The organism is Phyllobacterium sp. LjRoot231 (genome assembly GCF_964253365.1).
GTDB lineage: Bacteria > Pseudomonadota > Alphaproteobacteria > Rhizobiales > Rhizobiaceae > Phyllobacterium.
The window spans coordinates 4,235,546-4,252,196 of record NZ_CAXUQT020000001.1; the positions used below are offsets into that span (position 1 = coordinate 4,235,546).

General features: G+C 53.7%; 17 protein-coding genes, 1 tRNA gene and 1 pseudogene. 13 read left to right on the plus strand and 6 right to left on the minus strand.

Features of this window, described 5'->3' with window-relative positions:
• Positions 1-65: 65 nt before the first annotated feature.
• A complete protein-coding gene (locus tag ACSQ3H_RS21205; RefSeq protein WP_436118863.1) occupies positions 66-704 on the minus strand; it encodes a TetR/AcrR family transcriptional regulator in 639 nt (212 codons plus the stop codon).
• A 157-nt stretch (positions 705-861) separates the two neighbouring features.
• Here ACSQ3H_RS21205 and ACSQ3H_RS21210 point away from each other — a divergent pair, with 157 nt between their 5' ends.
• From ACSQ3H_RS21210 to ACSQ3H_RS21220, 3 genes are all read left to right on the plus strand, one after another.
• Entirely contained in the window at positions 862-1,245 is a 384-nt protein-coding gene (locus tag ACSQ3H_RS21210; RefSeq protein ID WP_436118864.1) for an antibiotic biosynthesis monooxygenase family protein, read from the plus strand.
• A 796-nt stretch (positions 1,246-2,041) separates the two neighbouring features.
• On the plus strand, positions 2,042-2,215 hold the full coding sequence (locus ACSQ3H_RS21215) for a hypothetical protein (RefSeq protein WP_436118865.1): 174 nt from the start codon (positions 2,042-2,044) through the stop codon (positions 2,213-2,215).
• 61 nt (positions 2,216-2,276) lie between these two features.
• Positions 2,277-2,498 carry a hypothetical protein gene (locus tag ACSQ3H_RS21220; RefSeq protein ID WP_436118866.1) on the plus strand — a complete coding sequence of 74 codons (222 nt, stop codon included), beginning with the start codon at positions 2,277-2,279 and terminating at the stop codon, positions 2,496-2,498.
• Positions 2,499-2,840: 342 nt separating this feature from the next.
• On the opposite strand, the gene ACSQ3H_RS21225 is transcribed toward ACSQ3H_RS21220, so the two are convergent.
• The gene (locus ACSQ3H_RS21225) at positions 2,841-4,283 is read right to left on the minus strand and encodes a family 16 glycosylhydrolase (RefSeq protein ID WP_436118867.1); all 1,443 of its coding nucleotides are present in this window, start codon (positions 4,281-4,283) and stop codon (positions 2,841-2,843) included.
• Between the two features lie 237 nt (positions 4,284-4,520).
• On the opposite strand from ACSQ3H_RS21225, the pseudogene ACSQ3H_RS21230 reads away from it, so the two are divergent.
• Positions 4,521-5,091, plus strand: a pseudogene (locus ACSQ3H_RS21230) (SOS response-associated peptidase family protein); the annotation flags it as partial.
• Positions 5,092-5,406: 315 nt separating this feature from the next.
• Entirely contained in the window at positions 5,407-5,673 is a 267-nt protein-coding gene (locus ACSQ3H_RS21235) for a hypothetical protein (RefSeq protein ID WP_436118868.1), read from the plus strand.
• Between the two features lie 125 nt (positions 5,674-5,798).
• Here ACSQ3H_RS21235 and ACSQ3H_RS21240 read toward each other — a convergent pair whose 3' ends face one another.
• The 3 genes from ACSQ3H_RS21240 to ACSQ3H_RS21250 all read right to left on the minus strand — a co-directional run bounded on the left by ACSQ3H_RS21240 (position 5,799) and on the right by ACSQ3H_RS21250 (position 7,146).
• Complete coding sequence (locus ACSQ3H_RS21240) at positions 5,799-6,185, minus strand: hypothetical protein (protein WP_436118869.1); 387 nt, start codon at positions 6,183-6,185, stop codon at positions 5,799-5,801.
• A gap of 398 nt (positions 6,186-6,583) precedes the next feature.
• Positions 6,584-6,811, minus strand: a complete 228-nt coding sequence (locus tag ACSQ3H_RS21245; RefSeq protein WP_436118870.1) for a DUF982 domain-containing protein — start codon at positions 6,809-6,811, stop codon at positions 6,584-6,586.
• A gap of 74 nt (positions 6,812-6,885) precedes the next feature.
• Entirely contained in the window at positions 6,886-7,146 is a 261-nt protein-coding gene (locus tag ACSQ3H_RS21250) for a DUF982 domain-containing protein (protein WP_436118871.1), read from the minus strand.
• Between the two features lie 419 nt (positions 7,147-7,565).
• On the opposite strand from ACSQ3H_RS21250, the gene ACSQ3H_RS21255 reads away from it, so the two are divergent.
• From ACSQ3H_RS21255 to ACSQ3H_RS21275, 5 genes are all read left to right on the plus strand, one after another.
• Positions 7,566-7,937, plus strand: coding sequence for a nuclear transport factor 2 family protein (locus ACSQ3H_RS21255; protein ID WP_436118872.1), 372 nt, complete (start codon positions 7,566-7,568; stop codon positions 7,935-7,937).
• 87 nt (positions 7,938-8,024) lie between these two features.
• The gene (locus ACSQ3H_RS21260; RefSeq protein WP_436118873.1) at positions 8,025-8,195 is read left to right on the plus strand and encodes a hypothetical protein; all 171 of its coding nucleotides are present in this window, start codon (positions 8,025-8,027) and stop codon (positions 8,193-8,195) included.
• A gap of 385 nt (positions 8,196-8,580) precedes the next feature.
• Complete coding sequence (locus tag ACSQ3H_RS21265) at positions 8,581-8,730, plus strand: DUF982 domain-containing protein (protein WP_436119527.1); 150 nt, start codon at positions 8,581-8,583, stop codon at positions 8,728-8,730.
• Positions 8,731-8,869: 139 nt separating this feature from the next.
• Positions 8,870-9,112, plus strand: a complete 243-nt coding sequence (locus tag ACSQ3H_RS21270) for a hypothetical protein (RefSeq protein WP_436118874.1) — start codon at positions 8,870-8,872, stop codon at positions 9,110-9,112.
• Between the two features lie 659 nt (positions 9,113-9,771).
• On the plus strand, positions 9,772-9,903 hold the full coding sequence (locus ACSQ3H_RS21275; protein WP_436118875.1) for a hypothetical protein: 132 nt from the start codon (positions 9,772-9,774) through the stop codon (positions 9,901-9,903).
• 1,393 nt (positions 9,904-11,296) lie between these two features.
• On the opposite strand, the gene ACSQ3H_RS21280 is transcribed toward ACSQ3H_RS21275, so the two are convergent.
• Positions 11,297-11,370 (minus strand) — tRNA-Gln (locus ACSQ3H_RS21280).
• 1,982 nt (positions 11,371-13,352) lie between these two features.
• Between ACSQ3H_RS21280 and ACSQ3H_RS21285 the strand changes: the two genes are divergently transcribed.
• The 3 genes from ACSQ3H_RS21285 (at position 13,353) to ACSQ3H_RS21295 (ending at position 14,837) form a co-directional block, all read left to right on the plus strand.
• Positions 13,353-14,066: an SDR family oxidoreductase gene (locus tag ACSQ3H_RS21285; protein ID WP_436118876.1), complete on the plus strand. Its 714-nt coding sequence runs from the start codon at positions 13,353-13,355 to the stop codon at positions 14,064-14,066.
• Positions 14,067-14,241: 175 nt separating this feature from the next.
• Positions 14,242-14,604: a hypothetical protein gene (locus ACSQ3H_RS21290; protein ID WP_436118877.1), complete on the plus strand. Its 363-nt coding sequence runs from the start codon at positions 14,242-14,244 to the stop codon at positions 14,602-14,604.
• The gene (locus ACSQ3H_RS21295) at positions 14,601-14,837 is read left to right on the plus strand and encodes a hypothetical protein (RefSeq protein ID WP_436118878.1); all 237 of its coding nucleotides are present in this window, start codon (positions 14,601-14,603) and stop codon (positions 14,835-14,837) included. The genes ACSQ3H_RS21290 and ACSQ3H_RS21295 overlap by 4 nt, the downstream gene beginning before the upstream one ends.
• Positions 14,838-16,651 lie beyond the last annotated feature (1,814 nt).

The following is a 16,651-nucleotide window of genomic DNA, read 5'->3' on the forward strand; positions in this document are numbered from 1 at the left end:
CAACCGATGGCGACCTCTGAAAGCAAATTCCGGAGCGCCGAAATGATCGAGTGGGAAAACGTCCATTACTTTTGAAGGGTTGCCAGAAAATTCGTAACATTTCTGGCGACCTCATCAGCTATTTCTGCCCTATCCATCTTTCCGGCAAATCCCATCAATGCCCTTTGCTGCTTCTCCAGAACGACCTGGGCGATAAAATCCCGAGCCAAACAGACCGGTTCCGGCGCTCCTTCCGGCAGATAAGAGGCGATGAGGGAGACAACACAACTGATCACCCGTGCTGGGCCGTGTTCGTAAAACAGACGGGCCAGTTTTGGTTGCCGTCCGGATTCGCCCACCACAAGACGGTAGATAGCAAGACTCCTGGGTTGCAGGACATGGTCCAGCACAAGACAGCCTATCTCCTGAAGATCCTGTTTCAGATCTGTGCACCGGGCTTTCGGCGTGGGGAAACGGCTTATCAGCGCGGTTGCTGCCTGCTCAATGGTAGCGGCAAACAGCTCTTCCTTGCCGCCAAATTGCTCATAAATGGTGCGTTTGGCGACATGAGCCTGGCTGGCTATCTGATCAAGGGATGTTCCAGCAAACCCCTGTTTTGTGAAGAGTTCCAAGGCCTTTGCGAGCAGCTGCCCACGGCGGCCGGCCATTTCCCCTCGGGACGGGCGACCGGCCTTTCCAACGGTTTTTTTCATCAGATCTGTCATGGGCAAAGCCTATCCCTGAAGAAAGCAGTTTACATCGATATTGCTTCATAATAAAATGAAACTGTTTCGTTTCTTTATCCGACCAGCCCACAAGGAAGCAGAATTTTCTGGCTCCTTCAAGAGATGCGCATCGGAACGCGTGAAACCGGAGGGACCCATGAACATGACCCGTACAATCCCGCTCGCACTGGCGCTTGCCGCCTCTGTGCTGGCCGCATCAGCCGCCTTGCCCGCCAGTGCCGCCGATCAGCGTGTGGCTCTGGAAGTTGTGGCTGGCCAGATGAAGGCCGGCGGCAATATGGATGCACTTCGCAATGCCGACCAGGCGGTGGCTGCTCTGATCGCGAAACAGCCCGGTTTCATCTCCCGCGAGACAGGTGCCGGTCCCAAGGGTGAATGGTTTGTGATCGTGCACTGGGCTTCGCTCAAGGATGCCGAGAATGGTGCGGCAGTCTTCATGAAGTCCCCGGAAGGCCAGGCTGCCATGAGCCTGTTTGACCAGAACACCATGCTGTTCAAACATTACATCAAGGAGCCATAAAACCGCAACGCGGCAGAGCGCTGGCCCTTGAATCGCTGGTAACGTGTGTGTTCCGGCATGCAAAAGTTCAATGCCGATTGACATCCGGATCGACCGGGCCGGGCCAGAATTAGGGCAGCTATGCCTTATCACTGTCAAACGCGCGACACGTTCAACCGCTGAACGGACTCGTTGTCTCCAGGCTAGACTCATGAATTCGCCTTGTCACCGTGATCGGCATTGTTCAGCTACTCCGGGAGCTGTCCGGGGAAGACGGCCTTCCGAATTGCTGTTGTCCGCCGTTTGCGGATCGCCAGGCGTCGGTTGACTTGCGTTGTTGCTGAACATTTCATCAAGAGCAGCGCTCCGAGAGCAATGCTCAACGCTTTTTATGCTTCCGCCTGGATCGGCGTTGTCAGAAATTCCGATATTCGACCGCCTCTTCAATCTTACAAGGTCTGCAGCACAAGAGTATCTTGCCAACCCAGGTCTACAATTAACTATCTTGTTAGCAAAGAAAAACACATCTTGATTTTATACTGTCCATGAGAAAGCATGACATTGATGTAATGGACGGAGGAGGAATACTCCATGTCTGTTATCTGATGGATCATTCTTTGGCCTTGGATTTCTTGGTAGTAAAATCGTCAACAAAAGCGGTCAGGGCATGATTCCGGATATCATTCTCGGCATCGTCGAGGCTATTGCCGGTGGTTCTTCAACTTCTTCCGGGGCAGCCGAAAGGGACTTGATATCATTTCTATTTGAAATTCCGGCATGCTGACAGGGTTGTGCTAAGCTTGAAAGGAAAGTCAGAATGAATCTGAGTGCACCCACGAAAATCGTCTTTTTCATTGCGGTTATCCTGGCGGTAATATCACTGCTGCCTGTGCTTGGGATCGCAGTCGCCATTCTTGGCGTCTATAGCTATTGGCTCCTGCTAGTCGCTTTCATCGTCCTGGCAGCCGGCTGTCTGCTGAAGGGCGTTTGAATTCGTTGCAAACCCGATGACGTAGCCGGCACCAAGCTGGGCCAACGCAATTGGAATGAAGATGATGAAGCTGACCCGTGCCGTGCTTTACGAGCTGGTCTGGTCTTACCCGATGACAGAGATTGCAAAGCATTATGGTGTCCGCGATTTGCAGATCGCCCAGGCTTGCGATCTTTACGACATCGCAAGACCACCCGCCGGCTATTGGCAGAAACTCGCTTACGGCAAGAACGTCGAAAAGGCCGACCTGCAACTGTCAAATTTTCCGCCAAGGATATTGTGACGATTGAACGTTCCGGCGCGCGGGCTCCGTTGCACCGCACACAGCAAGACACCAGGAAACGGGGGCAAGCGGACGACGGACGTCCTGGTGGATCACGCAAGCAGGCCGAACTGTAATACACAGACCGTCACCGTTTGACCTCGGCAGACAATACGAATAATTTGCTGCCCCAAAACCTAATCAGCTTTGAGGCGTCATACTCATGCCGAGAGCGCGGTAGAGACACATGTATCGACCGCGAAGTTTGATGTAAGTTTTGCTGGTAAGCGCTGCAGTTCGGGGTCGTCCCGTACCGATTACCAATCACGGTGTGTTTGCAAAAATCCCTTGCAAACACCTGTTTTAGATATACCAGTCGGAATTTTGCGAAGACAGCACGTCGGTGCCCGCGTCAGCACTCGGGTCGTCGAGGGAATAGGCCCTGATGTAGTCGATTTTCATTTCAGAACCATCCGCCAGGCCGTCCGTTGGCGTGCCTGCTATGCCGCCAACGGCGAGGTTGACGAGCATGTACATGGGGTCATGCATGTCCGATGGGGTATCCGCATGCGCCACGGCAACATCATCAAAATACCAGACAATCTCATCTTCCTGCCATAGCACGCCGTAGTCGTGAAATCCGTCGGTATCGCCGACCTTCACGGCGGTTGTCTCCGAGGTCTGTTCTCCAGTCTCGTTCGAATGGACGGTGACGTGGACGGTGTTCGGATCCTGTCCGATCATTTCCACGATGTCGAGTTCAGGAGGCCAGGAACCGTCTTCTGGAAGCAGCCAGAAAGCAGGCCATGCACCCTGATCGTTCGGCATGTCAGCGCGAATTTCGAAGTAGCCGTAGGTCTGGGCAAAGGAGGGATGAGTCGTCAGCATGCCGGACGTATAGTCGTAACCGTCGACTTCGGATTTGATCACGTCCGGCGTCTGTTCCGCGGTGATAGTCAAGACACCATTGTTCACGGAAAATGGATTGACCGAGGCTGTGGGCTGGTAGGAAGGGTTGACATACCACTGAAGCTCACCATTGCCTGACAAGGTCCCTCCGTTCTCGGGCGCCCACCAGTATTTCGCCTCCCATATACCGGTTTCCCCATCACGAAGCTGTAGTGAATTGAAATCGTCGGAAAAGGTGCGGGTCAAAGTGGAGCGGTCAAGGCTCAGTTCGAACTGGTTCGCCCGGAGTTCGTCAGCCGTCGTATCGTTAAAGACGAGGCTTTCACCCGTTCCGAGAGAGAGCCTGAGATCGGCCCCTTCCTGTGTGAGACTATTGCGAACCTGCTCGAAAGAGGTCAGCCCGTAACCATCCAGGCGCACAACATCGTCGGAACCGAAATCGGTGATGAGATCGCTCCCGTTGTCCTTCGTCGTGATGAAAATATCTGCACCACCGGCGCCGGTCAGAACGTCGTTTCCCTCGCCGCCATCGATGGTCTGGCTGCCGGAACCACCTGTAATGATGTTATCGGCATTGTTGCCGAAGGCGTAACGCCCGTTGCCTGTGACGGTCAGGTTTTCAAAATTTTCCCGCAGGGTGGAACTCATCCATGTACTTACGGTATCAACGCCTTGGTCGGCTGCCTCATAGGCACGATTGATGCTTGAATAGCGATAGTAGATGTCGTCGCCCATCCCGCCCATCATGGTGACGTCGACCGCGGTGTCTCCCCACAACGAATCATTGCCGTTCGTTCCATAAAGCTTGGAGCTGGAATCAGTTGCCGAAAACCATGCCGTCGAGCTTCCGCTATAATACAACGGTACGCCCACGGCGTTCAGGACAGTTCTGCTCATCGAATTCTCTCCAACTTGCGTATCCGACCTCCTCATCGGATGCTGACTGTCCTCCCGTGAAGAAACGTAACATCCAGATTTCGAACGGTCCACCCTCGGTTTGCGATGACAGAACGAGGCGAATAAGAAGGCTGGTCCGTCCCAGGTGCCGGCCTTACTCCTCCTCAATGCCCTTGAATCTGGTCGGCGAGGAGCTTCGTCAAGTAGGACAGCGCCGTTCTTGTTCCTGCGCAGGATAAGATGGATGTCTTTCCAGATTATCCCGCACCGATTGGCCGCAAGGATTCCAATGGCGACCGTGAACTGGCAAATAGCCCGATGGGGCATGCCGACGCCGCCGCAGTTTCTGAAAGGCGAAGTCGATTACGGTGCAACCAATATCCGCAACGTCAAATCACCACACTGGCGGGCTTGGCTTGGTCCGGCAAACTGCGACCAGCTTCTCGGAATACGGCAAACTACCGGATCCAGTCACCAAGAAGAAGCCGCTCTACTGGTTTGCGCTCAACGAGGAGAAACCCCTGTTCTGGTTCGCTGGCATCTGGACGAGCTGGTCAGCGTGCGGAAGAAAAAGGAAGGGCCGGTGCAGGCTGATATCTTCGCGTTTCTGACGACCTTCCCGAACGCGGTGGTCAAGCCAATTCATGAGCAGGCAATGCCAGTCATCTTGCGCACCTCCGAAGAAATCGACCTTTGGATGAATGCCCCAGCCGAGGAAGCGCTGCAGCTGCAACGGCCATTGCCTGACGACGGTCTGATTGTTTTGCCACAACCGAAGGCAGAGGAAGAAGAGCCGTTGCTGCTGTGACAGTTCCCAAGCCACCTTTACCAAGGAATCATCCGGATCGTTTTGACCGGCTACATTTTAACCCTTATTTACTTTGAAGTGAGCATAGTACGGGGGATGGACTCAAGAGATTGGAAACTTCTGAAAGGGATATTGAAGGCCATCCCGATTGTTTTTGTCGGGCTAGTAGTGCTCGCAATCTTCCTCTTTCTTGGAGCCACCACCTACAAGCAACCGAACACGACCGTAGGCCGGGAAGTTTGGTGGTCCCGGTAGCCAATACAGCCGTTCTCCTGTCGGTCGAAACCGAACTGCGTAAACTGACGAAGAAACGCGATGTCTGAAATGCCTGAACCCAATGACACGCTTGTAACAGAAATGCAGAAATGGGTCCGCAATCCGAAATTGACCAAGGCGTGGAATATCGCCCGCATCGCATGGTTTCTCATATGTGTCATCGTTGGAACGACTTCGGGAGCATATACCGGCTACATCGCCTATGGATGGTTTGGTGCTGTTGGGGCAGGTCTTCTCGGCCTTATCATCGGAAGTATCTTTGGCGCTGGACCGGAATTATTATTGATGCTGATGAGCACGTCATGAAGAGTTGCCGAAACGTACAGAACGCCGATGTCTGAAACACCTGAAAAACCCACCTACCCTTCCCACATGGAAAAAGTTCCGGCCTGACTGTTCGAACACTATTGCAGTTCCCGGCACCCAGCGCCTTATGGCTTTGATCCGCAATATCGCATGAGTGCCTGCTCATCCTGAAACTCTGCCTTCATGATGGCCTCAAAAGCGCGGATGTGCCGATCAACAACCGTCTGCGGTAGCGATGTCTCGTCGAGCGATTGTTGATAGCTGCCATATGCCATACTCTTCGGAAATAGGTGATCGCCACACAGTTCGTACGAACCACGTGCCAGGGCAGCGTAAGCAATGTAATCAGCATTCTTACGACTAATGCCGCCTGCAACCATCGCTCGGATGTGAACTTCGAACTTTTCCTTAAACAGGATTTCAGCGTAGCTTGCAGCATGAGCACCGCCTGAAAGGGCGGCGACCACGCCAATTCCAACCATCGCATATAGTATTTTTATAGTTGCTGCCATTGATCGCTCCCTTCCAGTCAGGCCCGAGCTTGCAAGTGCATCGGTCGCATATAATATCATCTGCAGGGACATTACATGGCATTTTGGAGGACGCCCACATTAAGGCATGTGAGCTTCTCGACCAACCGCCGGTGTCCTGCAACGAGATGAGTCGCCCACCAGTCACTGAGCCACAATATCCGCAATCCATCCGGATCGCATCCTTGACTGTCAGCGGGCCGTAGAAGATCGAATGCTCGAGCTCCTGGGCGACGCCGAGGTGGCGGGATGGACCAAAGAAAAGGTTTTGGCAGCGATGATCGTGTTGCCGAGAACACCAACCTGGCGATGCGGTTCGAAAAGCCGTACAGCCACGAATGGTATTGAAGCGAGCACAAACGGGATTGTGAGAACGAAGGCTAGCCCGTCAATCGCTTCTGACCAATGTAGATATCAGCCTCCCGCGCAGCTTCGATAAAGGCGTACCGAGCCTTAGTGCAGGTGATTTTGCCGTGCAGCGCATCAAGACAGGCTTGGCGGGCCGCAGTGAATTTCCTGCTGTTCTTTATCGGCCAATCGTGAAGCATGAACTCGGTAGCCTCTTGTACCGACGAAATGTTCCTCACCTTGCCGACATGTTCGGTCATGACTGTTACATATGGGAATGGCAAGTTGCGCATACTCAATAAACGCAGGATCGGAATGCTGTGTTCCTTGGCGGTTAACGCGCCAATTCCCCCTCCCCGACATAGATTCCCGATTCTTTCGCTGCATCGATGAAAGCTTCGCGCGCAGTGCTGACGCCAACTGCCCTCTCCATCGCATCCAGACAGGCGATGCGGGCCTTCAAGTGCGTCGCGCCTTTCTCTGTCGGCCAATCATGGGCAAGGAAATCTCCGGCCTCTTCTACCGATGTTATGGTCCGATAGCGGCCGACCTCCTTGGTTGCAACGGTGACGGCTCTGAACGGATATTTGCGCATGTCCAGAAACGCAGGTTGGTGATTTGCGGTTCCAAAGGATGGGCCGTATAGTGCCCGCCGGAGGAACCAAGGCAGATGCTTTGGAAGGCTATTGGGTTCGCATTACGTGGAGGGGCGCCATGCCAAAACGACTCAATTTCAAATCAGATTGCCCGACGTGCGGAGTGACATACCTCTACATTCCAACCGGGGTGACCAATTCTACCGTCATCCATTGCAGTTCATGCAATACCCCACTCGGGATGTGGTACCAGCTTGAGACGTCCTTTGTTGCGCAAGGTGAGTTAGGAGGCCTACCCGGGATGGAGGACGAGCAGGTCATCCGAGAGGCGTAGCCCCATAATGAACATGAGCGAATAGAATCCTACGGGCCACTGTGATTCTCTAGCCGGCGATGCCGACTGAATGGAGACGCGGCGATGGACATTCGACCGACACTGAACGAGCTATGTGAGGCCTTCAATGCGCATGATCTTGATCGCATCATGACGTTCTTTTCTGATGATTGTGTCTTGGAGATGCCGCGGGGAAACAAGCCTTGGGGTTCTCGTTTCGAGGGCAAACGGAGCGTACGCGAAGCGCTGGCAACACGCTTTGAAGGCCTGCCTGATGTTCACTACGGCAACGAGCAGCATTTTGTAGATTCGGCTGCCGAGACTGGCATCTCAAAATGGACCCTCACAGGCACCACCCTCGACGGGACGAGAAAGGAGGTCCAGGGTTGTGACTTCTACACGTTTCGCAACGGCCAGGTAGTCCGCAAGGACTCATATTGGAAAATCGTGGAGTAAAAGCGCGTCTAGCTGCGCTAACCGGATGGTCTTTGTGTTTACAACGGAAGCACTCGTCATAGTGGTCACAACGTTGGTGGTAGCGAGATGAGTGAAACACCACCGAAGCCGACCTATCCCGAACATATGGAGAAGGCGCGAGCCGGCCTATTCGAGCACTACTGCATGCACCCCGGCTGCAAGTCGTGGGAATCGTTCGGCTTTGACAAGCGCTACGGGCTGGAATGGTATTGCGGCGAAGGTGGTGCTGGAGACTGACAGGAGGGGGAACATGGCGAAGAATGGCGGGGAGTCTGCGCTACTACTTGAGAATGAAGCGCCGGAGGCGTTTAGGACGTTCCCTGAGACACATCAGCCGCGCGATGAGAAGGTTGCTGTACCCACGGAGGCGACACCGTGACGCCGCGCATTGAGCGTAAACCATAAAGAAATTGCTGGAGTGGAATCCCGAAAGCCATTGTGCTGCAATGACCGCATGGAAGACTACAGAGCATTCGCGCCCGTCACAGTCATGAGCAGGCAGCCTGGCAAAATGATAGGCGTCAATTCGGCCTATGACGCAGCGACTTTCATATTAGAACAATGACCACCTGAACGCGGCGGGCCGAAACTTGAAACCTGCAAGGCAATCCTGTTGAAGTGACTGGCATGCGAATGTTCAACGGCTGTTGCGCGTGTGGCGTTTATAGAAGCGGCGAGAGAGGCTAACATCTATATTGCACCACCTGAGAATGAGCCGGTTAGAAGTAAGCCGACAAGGTGGCGTAAGGCTAAGGCGTGGCGGCGTGCCTAGTGCTAATTGTCCACTGGCAGACATACTATTGACGCCAGCCTAAGTGAGTTTTTTAATATTTGGGTCGCTTGGTCTGTCAACGGCGCACTAGCGATTGAGAGCCGTAAGCGCTCCAGCCATTGATGTTGGAGGATTTATCATGTCTCTGCATCTTTTTGAAAAACTCACCTATAGCGAGGAAGATTGGTACATTATGCAGGAGGCCCACGTTAAGGCGTGTGAGCTTCTCGGCCAAGCGCCTGTGTCCTATAGAAATGCGGATCGGTTGGCGCGCACCATAATGAATCTCTTCGACGGGGGCGCGCGTGACTTCGAGATCATTGCGTCGATAGCAGCCCATCGTGAAGCCGTGTTGGATCGTCTATTGGCCACGTATCATTAGTTTAGGCCTTTTCCGGTGGAAGGGCCGTGGTCTCGGCGCGATCTTCCGAGCCCATGGAAAGGCGTCGGGGCCTCACTCACCATTCGGCACCGCGGAGAGACCGTGTCCCCACAAATCCATTTGACTCGTATTGTCCGCGGGAGGACAATTCAACGTCGGGCATGATCCCGGCAGGTGATGCTCGGTCGTGTGTGTGGCACACCTAAAGGGCCGAGCCTCACTGCCCTTTAGAGGATGCCAATGCCAGTAGGTGACAAAAAGCTCGACATCAATTTTAAGATGAGGCGGCGACGCCTGCTGCGAGGCGAGTGGCTTGCTAAGTCACGGCCCTTGCCGAGGCGGCGGTTATTGCGCTGGGCGGCTGTCAACGCAGCATTCTTCCATCTTCACAGTTCGTAACCGCTCGAAGAGCGTGGGCCCACAAAGCATTGTTTGGAACCATTGTTGCAGAAATGAGTTTTACCAACGTCGGGAAAGCGTTGAGCGAGTTCAACAGTCATCCCGATAAGGGGCTCAGTATCGTCCATGGAAAAAAACCGTGGGCAATCTGGGCCCCACTAGCTATGGCCTCCGTTCTTAGCCCATCAAATCCATAGCACTCAGAGATTTGGTCAGTTTCTCAATGAGCCAAACCTCTTCATCTGTGAGGTAAGCGAGCTATGACAGATGATTTTGACGAAGACGAAGAAGAAGCGTGGGCGGTGTACAATTCCCTCGGGCCGTATGCGGGAATATTTCTCACTGGCGTAGCATTGGCAGCGCTGCTCAGTTATTTGGCGGCTTCTGTATAACCAATTATTGCAACCCGCGATTGATTGATGCTCGTAGGGAACTGCTGCAAAATACAGATGCTGGTACCGGCACGAGGCTCGATGTTGCGCAGTCCTGCTTTGTGCGTGAGTCGGGCCTGACCTTTTGCCTACGCTGACGTGTGGCGGGAGATTCATGGAACGGAGATGGAAAGAGCTTTTGGCGTTGTCCTCGCGTTCTTTCTCGTCGCTTTGATTATCTTCCTGGTGGTGCACTTCATAGGCTGGGCCTTTTAGGCCTCCACAACCACCTTTTGTTAACCATACTGGCGCACGCTCTAAAGGCTGACAGTCGCCTACATGTCGGCACCCGGCCTGCCATTTGTATTGTGTACCACGGCAGGTCGGGACGTAGCTTCTAAAGCCCAGCCGCAACCGTGGTCCAACCATCCGTCCGCTGGCAGACACATGGTTGTAGGCAGTCGGAAAAAGAGTATCCTTTACGTTGTAAATCCCAGACGAAAGGTTCTTGTGCCATATACCCTAAGTGGCACGGGCTCGGCGTCGAGGTATGCGACGACCAAATTTTCTCCGCCGAGCCTCTTTTTTTTACAACCCCGCAGCCTCATGCAAATACCCATCTTTATCGGGTCTATCGTAAGCACGCTAGTTTTGTAATCCGTGCAATGGAGCTATACTGAAGGCGCTGTAGTCCTGCCCGGGTGCAGCAGAGGCTTGGCTGAAGGGTATTCTTCCAAGACGCAATGAGGCCAAGCCTCACTTACGGGAACTATTTTCGAAGATCGTTGTTTTACATCGCCGAGACCAGTTCGGCTGTGTCCCTGACCATCCCCCTTACCATTGTCAGGGCTCATGAATTGGCGGTGAGATACCTCGCCGTCATTTTTTCGGGCCTCATCTTTTGACTATATTGACTCAAACTGTCCGCGGGAGGACAGTTTGGCGTGTCGAGCGAAGACCCGACAGTGGAGGTTCGGAACTACAGAAGCCTGGGGAACATCTCGCCGAGCCTCCTTTTTCTCTTACAGCCCGCCACATCTGTAATCCAACCATCCTCAATTCATGTACTAGCACTGCTGATGCCCCCGTCAGCGGAGGTTCTGGCTCCGTTCAACATTACGCCAGACCAGGGCTATGATGCGGTCTAACCTCACCCTTTGTTAACCGTACAAGCGCACGCTCTGAGAGCTGACAGTCGCCACACGTCGGCAGCCCGGCCTGCCTTTGTATTGCGTTTTGGCAGGTCGGGTATAGCGCTCCAGCACGACATGAGCTACTGGCAGCGCGGGCGCGACTGCCATTAGATTTAGAATGGGGTCGGGCGGGCGATTGACGTCTACCTCGCTGCCACGAACGAACGTGACCGCCCTCTAAAGCCCAGCAGCACAGCTTCAACGATCCCCAGTCTTTATGATGGTTCCGGCTCATGGACTCGAACCACGATTCACGCCGTCAAAGGGCGGTGTCCTACCATTAGACGAAGCGGGATTGTTGCCTGAGTAGCACCAACACCTCAGTACAATCGGAAGGGCCCTGAAAAGGCCGCCAACCAGATAAGTTGCGCCGGGCTGCGCGGTTGACATCCGATTTATCGAAAGACACTGTGCGTCTGTCGGGAGGGGACGGAATAGCTGCCTGACAGTGAGGCCCGGTACCGACAGGTGGCCAACCCGGGCCTCACTTCATCTCTCTTTTCTCGCCTCAATGTGATTTGACAGCGACACTCGTGAACGACAGTCTTCTATCTCGTTGTATGTGCAGCTACTGCAACGGAGGCTCGGCCCGTCCCCTTTCCTCAGCCGGGCCTCACCATTCGGACTTGTACATCTCCACGACGATGCATGCGGCTTCAGGACCTTTAACAACTGGGAGCGCCGATCGGCGCCAGACCTCGCCTTTGGCCTACGATGGAACGTTATTCTCGCGGGCTGGTTATTGGCTTGCTGGTTAGTCCTTCTGACCAGCGGAGACTCGACGTCAACGATCTCTTCAATCTATGGTGCCGGGTCTCACATTTTCGTCCAGCACCGGATGTATCTGGCCTCAAGCAATCCTAACCACCCAAGTACGTGGCCGCTACGCGGCGATAGCTAATGGAGATTAAATAAGGCCTAACCATTTGAGAAGATTGAGCAAATGCCCCATAAGAGGGCGGAGGCCCAAAATGAGCCCAACAACGTACATCAAAATAATTAGACATCTAGTCCTCAAGATGTACGATGCCCTCCACCGACTGCATCATGTCCGCCCCCCGGTCCGGTCGCAGTCGGGCCTAAATGGGAGGGAGGATTGCTCTCCCCCGTGCGTCCTCCCTCCCGACGTAAGGAGCGTTTTGCTAAGTGCTTTACAAGATTATCGATGACGCATCGTGCGTCGGGATTGTGCTCTGCTGTGGGCTGCTCTTGTGGTTTGTCGCCTCATACGGGGGTATCTGATCCCTAGATCGGGCGCAACTTCGATCCTACGCCTTTAGGCGATTGACTATTTTGCCAGCCAGACGGCACCCCAAATCGGGTGTATCTTCCCCGGTCCTGACCGAGGTAGCACGCCTGTCCGGGATCAAAAACGTTTCCTCCGCTACTGCGGTCAGTTCTTGGGGGGAGAGAGAGGAGAGGGGCAGCACGTGGGGGCTCGTATGTCTCGCTCTCCTCCTTCTTCTGCACCCCCTGAGCGCTTCGCACTCCGCCCCCTTTTTTGTGCCAAGGGGGAGAATATGCCCAAAGGCGTATAGCCGGATGGCCACACATACCGCGACCCGGAACAGGTGTATTCTGTCATCACTAAACTGACTGGCAATTGCCCCATTGCTGGTCAGAAATTGGCCGGAGCAGCCGAAAACGCACCCACATCACTCCCCCGAACGTGAGTGCTTCGTCTCCGGCCTTCTTTGGGAAAGCCCATCGGTGAATGACTATTTTGCCACACATACGGCACCCCGGAGCAGGTATATACTGCCCGTACTGACCGCAAGGTGACCCCAACCTTGACCCCAATATCCCCGATTAAGCGGTCAGCCTAATTGAGCAGAGAGGTGGAGACGCAAACGCCTCTCTCTCATTTCCCTTTTTTCTGGGACGGACATGCTCGGCAAAATCATTCAAGCTGTGTCATGGGTAGGGCTTGTGTTGTGCCTTGGCGTGTTCGTGTGGTTTGTAGCCTTGCATGGAGGACGTCAGCCATAAACTACAGATAACGACCACCGGAATTCGACTTTTCATGCGCGATGAGAACTAAAAAGCTCGGTGCGTGTCGAGACGCACCACCCTTTTTACCGCACTATTGATAACATTGAGAGTTTCCTAAGCTTCGTCCCAATTACCCATGTTTAAAATACCGATACACAAAAACAGTGTTATGGTTCTGAAGTTTCGGGTAGTTGGGGAAGGGACCAATTGTCTTCACATGAAAGCAGACTTGCGGCTTTTTTGCCGTGTGCTGAGTTCTAGCTTAAAAAGCCAAGGAGACAAGAAATGAACATCAAAGATTCCGTCGTTTTCGTAACAGGGGCTAACCGAGGTCTTGGTTTGGCCTTTGCTACAGAAGCGCTCAGGCTCGGTGCAAAGAAAGTTTATGCCGGCGTGCGCAACCCGGCTGATACTGACACGCCAGGCATCATTCAGATTAAATTCGACGTTACGGATTCCGCTTCAATATCGGCGGCAGCAAAGCGCTGCGCAGATACGACGTTGCTCGTCAACAACGCGGGTATCACTCGTCTGACAAGCAGCGTCCTCGATCCTCAAATGATCACAGACGCGCGAGAAATCTTCGAAATCAACTATTACGGAACGATTTCCGTCACCCAGGCATTTGCGCCCATCCTCGCCGCCAATGGCGGTGGTGCGATCGTGAATGTCTTGTCCGATGCCACGTGGTTCGCCCGCCCGTTGCTCGCTGCATATTCCGCTTCAAAGTCGGCGGCGTGGAGCTTCACAAATGCCTTGCGCATCGAACTGAGAAGTCAAAAAACCGCAGTTGTCGGGGTCCACGTCAGTTTTATGGATACCGACATGACCCACGGATTTGAGATGAAAAAAATCCATCCAAATCAGGTGGCCGAAGCTGCGTTGATCGGCGTCGAAACGAATAGTGATGAAGTCCTCGTCGATGAATTCACCAAACAGGTCAAACAGAGTTTGTCGAGCAAGGATGCAGTTTATTTCAATCCTCCAGAAATCGCCTAACGTTTTGCATCAAGTCATCTTGCGCACCTCCGAAGAGATAGACGTCTGGATGAATGCGCCGGCCGAAGAAGCGCTGCAGTTGCAAAGGCCCCTGCCCGATAATGAACTGATTGTTTTGCCACAACCTAAGGCAGAGGAAGAAGAGCCGCTACTGCTCTGATCGGAGGACTGGGCGATGCCATGGAAAGTCAGGTTCCGCGATAAGGATTTCACGCTAGATCCGTATTTTGATCCCGAGTTTGAGTACGAAGTCCGTGAAGCGTTGGCTGATAAGCGCGAGCTTTCAGGTTCCGTGGAAATCATCTTCCACGAGCACGACGAACGGGTCGCAAACATCACTTTTCACGAATCCACCGATCCTGATGAATTCTCGTTTGTAGGCACTCATGGACAGCATCCTGAGATGGGCGAGGTGTACATTTTCTCTGGCATGCCCGACGATGGCGATCCACAAGTGCTCGCTCTTTATAGTGTCGAGAGTTTTGGCGACGCTCCGGTCAACGAGGAAAGATTCCCATTGGAGAAGTTCAGGCAGTGACCATTCCAAAACCACAGTATCCGCGCAGTCATCCGGATCGTTTCAGCGAATGTCAGCGGGCAATAGAAGATCGAATGCTCGAATTGCTCGGCGATGCCCAGGTAGCCGGATGGACTAGGGAGGAGATTCTGGCCGCTATGATCGAGGTGGCCGACAATACGAGCTTGGCAATGCATCAGAACATTCTGCTGTCGGTTGAAACCGAACTGCGGAAACTGATGAAGAAGCCCTGATGAGCGTTGGTGCGTGGATACTTTGTCAAGGGTTCCGGGATAGGCAGTCGGGATCGAAATCAGCTTGATCCGTGCCATGCCCCACAAATGCAATGCTGCCCAGCGTCATCATATTGACCGCTGCAGCTACGCATCGCAAGGCAGAGGGGATGCCCCTCAGTTGGTAAAACAGAGGTCGATCAAGCCGCAGCTCGATAAGACTTGGGCTTGAAGCGGCCAAAGAAACTGGCAACTATGTCGGTGAACCGATGCGGTTGCCGTCAGCAGGAAAGTTGAAGAAGTGGCACCACGTCGGCGAACATGAGGAAAACTAGCCCTACGAGCAACTTTTCATACGCCACCAGCGTTTCATAGTATTGGGAGTTTTTGGAAGGAGTGACCGCCATGGGAGGATCGTCACAGCACTTTGTCCGGAGAATGTCGACTGCGCCGGACCATCTTATGGAATCCATTAAGAAACACACACAGAAGACCAAGCGTGAACCGGAGAGGTTATCCGAGGTGCTCAAACGGTCAAAAGGAGCCTATTCCATCAGCAAGTACACGACTTTGAACAATGCAAAAGGCACAAAAGTTCCAGAATTGTAGTCGGGCGATGAATAACGGGCCCCGGCTTAGCGGTTGACATCTGATTTATCGAACTACACTCTGCCCCTGTCGGGAGGGGACGGTAGCCTACCTGACAGTGAGGCCCGGCACCGACGGTGGCCAACCCGGGCCTCACTTCATCTCTCGTTTCTCGCCTCAATGTGATTTGACAGCGACACTCGTGAACTACAGTCTTCTGCTACGTTGTATGTGCAGCGACTGCAACGGAGGCTCGGCCCGTCCCCTTTCCTCAGCCGGGCCTCACCATTCAGGCTTGTGGATCTCCGGCCGACCTTATTACTTAGGCGCGCGTCGGCGTCGTCTTCGCCTGGTTCTCCAAAATCCTGTCTACACGCCCTGACAGACCATCGACCGATTGCCGAACGGCCGATATCGCGTCCATTTGGCGTATGGCGGTAAGACCACGCACCCGAGACCGGGTGCCGTTGATATATTGATGATGCGGGTTAGTCGGCCTCGGTATCTTCACTAGGACTTTTGCCGTTACAAAATGGGTCTTTGGTCCATGTTGTAATTCCTGCTGTGAGAGTATTTTAACGGCGCCGGCACCCCCCGCGTCGACATGGCCTGAAAGAGGGCATGCTTCGTTTCACATCAGGCCGACAACGGCTCGAACCTCTGGTAATTTGCGTTCCCGAGGCTCGAGCTTTGTTTATGGTTCAATCCACCCAAACGGTATCCGACAACGTCAGCCAACTCAGCCTGCGTTAGCCCCAGTCTGTGCCTGATCGCTCGCAGTTCATAGTTGGTCATGGTTCGATATCTTCATACATGCCGATCATTCTATTATCATAAAAAGCCCATCAACCGGAGAACTAGGGTCAGGACCCTGTTAATCTGGTCGAAATGGTATGAGGCCATCTGTTTGGATACAAGGAGCAAAGGCGATGGAAATGTCTATCCATTTTCAAGTCCTTTGCGACGATGTTGCCCGGCGAAAAGACCATATCCTCCGGACGCCGAAACGGCTGCAAGCTGCAATGTCGAGCCGCTCGGACGGGGGAAGACCCCGCCCTTCCCGTCTCTCCTCGCATCTTCTTGCCGTTTCAGGCGCCATTTCGATCATACTAATAGGTCCTGACCCTAGATTGACCGGGAACTAGTCAACGCCAAGGCCACTATAAGTAGTATCGAGCGCGGCGAACGCTACCAATTGATCCAAGTGAAAGCAGAAAGCATGGTCGATGAAGCCCAATCGACCCAGG

Excerpts from the sequence above, each read along its gene's own strand:
- ACSQ3H_RS21205 (WP_436118863.1), bottom strand. The coding sequence starts at position 704 with ATGACAGATCTGATGAAAAAAACCGTTGGAAAGGCCGGTCGCCCGTCC.
- ACSQ3H_RS21210 (WP_436118864.1), top strand. The coding sequence starts at position 862 with ATGAACATGACCCGTACAATCCCGCTCGCACTGGCGCTTGCCGCCTCT.
- ACSQ3H_RS21215 (WP_436118865.1), top strand. The coding sequence starts at position 2,042 with ATGAATCTGAGTGCACCCACGAAAATCGTCTTTTTCATTGCGGTTATC.
- ACSQ3H_RS21220 (WP_436118866.1), top strand. The coding sequence starts at position 2,277 with ATGATGAAGCTGACCCGTGCCGTGCTTTACGAGCTGGTCTGGTCTTAC.
- ACSQ3H_RS21225 (WP_436118867.1), bottom strand. The coding sequence starts at position 4,283 with ATGAGCAGAACTGTCCTGAACGCCGTGGGCGTACCGTTGTATTATAGC.
- ACSQ3H_RS21235 (WP_436118868.1), top strand. The coding sequence starts at position 5,407 with ATGTCTGAAATGCCTGAACCCAATGACACGCTTGTAACAGAAATGCAG.
- ACSQ3H_RS21240 (WP_436118869.1), bottom strand. The coding sequence starts at position 6,185 with ATGGCAGCAACTATAAAAATACTATATGCGATGGTTGGAATTGGCGTG.
- ACSQ3H_RS21245 (WP_436118870.1), bottom strand. The coding sequence starts at position 6,811 with ATGACCGAACATGTCGGCAAGGTGAGGAACATTTCGTCGGTACAAGAG.
- ACSQ3H_RS21250 (WP_436118871.1), bottom strand. The coding sequence starts at position 7,146 with ATGCGCAAATATCCGTTCAGAGCCGTCACCGTTGCAACCAAGGAGGTC.
- ACSQ3H_RS21255 (WP_436118872.1), top strand. The coding sequence starts at position 7,566 with ATGGACATTCGACCGACACTGAACGAGCTATGTGAGGCCTTCAATGCG.
- ACSQ3H_RS21260 (WP_436118873.1), top strand. The coding sequence starts at position 8,025 with ATGAGTGAAACACCACCGAAGCCGACCTATCCCGAACATATGGAGAAG.
- ACSQ3H_RS21270 (WP_436118874.1), top strand. The coding sequence starts at position 8,870 with ATGTCTCTGCATCTTTTTGAAAAACTCACCTATAGCGAGGAAGATTGG.
- ACSQ3H_RS21275 (WP_436118875.1), top strand. The coding sequence starts at position 9,772 with ATGACAGATGATTTTGACGAAGACGAAGAAGAAGCGTGGGCGGTGTAC.
- ACSQ3H_RS21285 (WP_436118876.1), top strand. The coding sequence starts at position 13,353 with ATGAACATCAAAGATTCCGTCGTTTTCGTAACAGGGGCTAACCGAGGT.
- ACSQ3H_RS21290 (WP_436118877.1), top strand. The coding sequence starts at position 14,242 with ATGCCATGGAAAGTCAGGTTCCGCGATAAGGATTTCACGCTAGATCCG.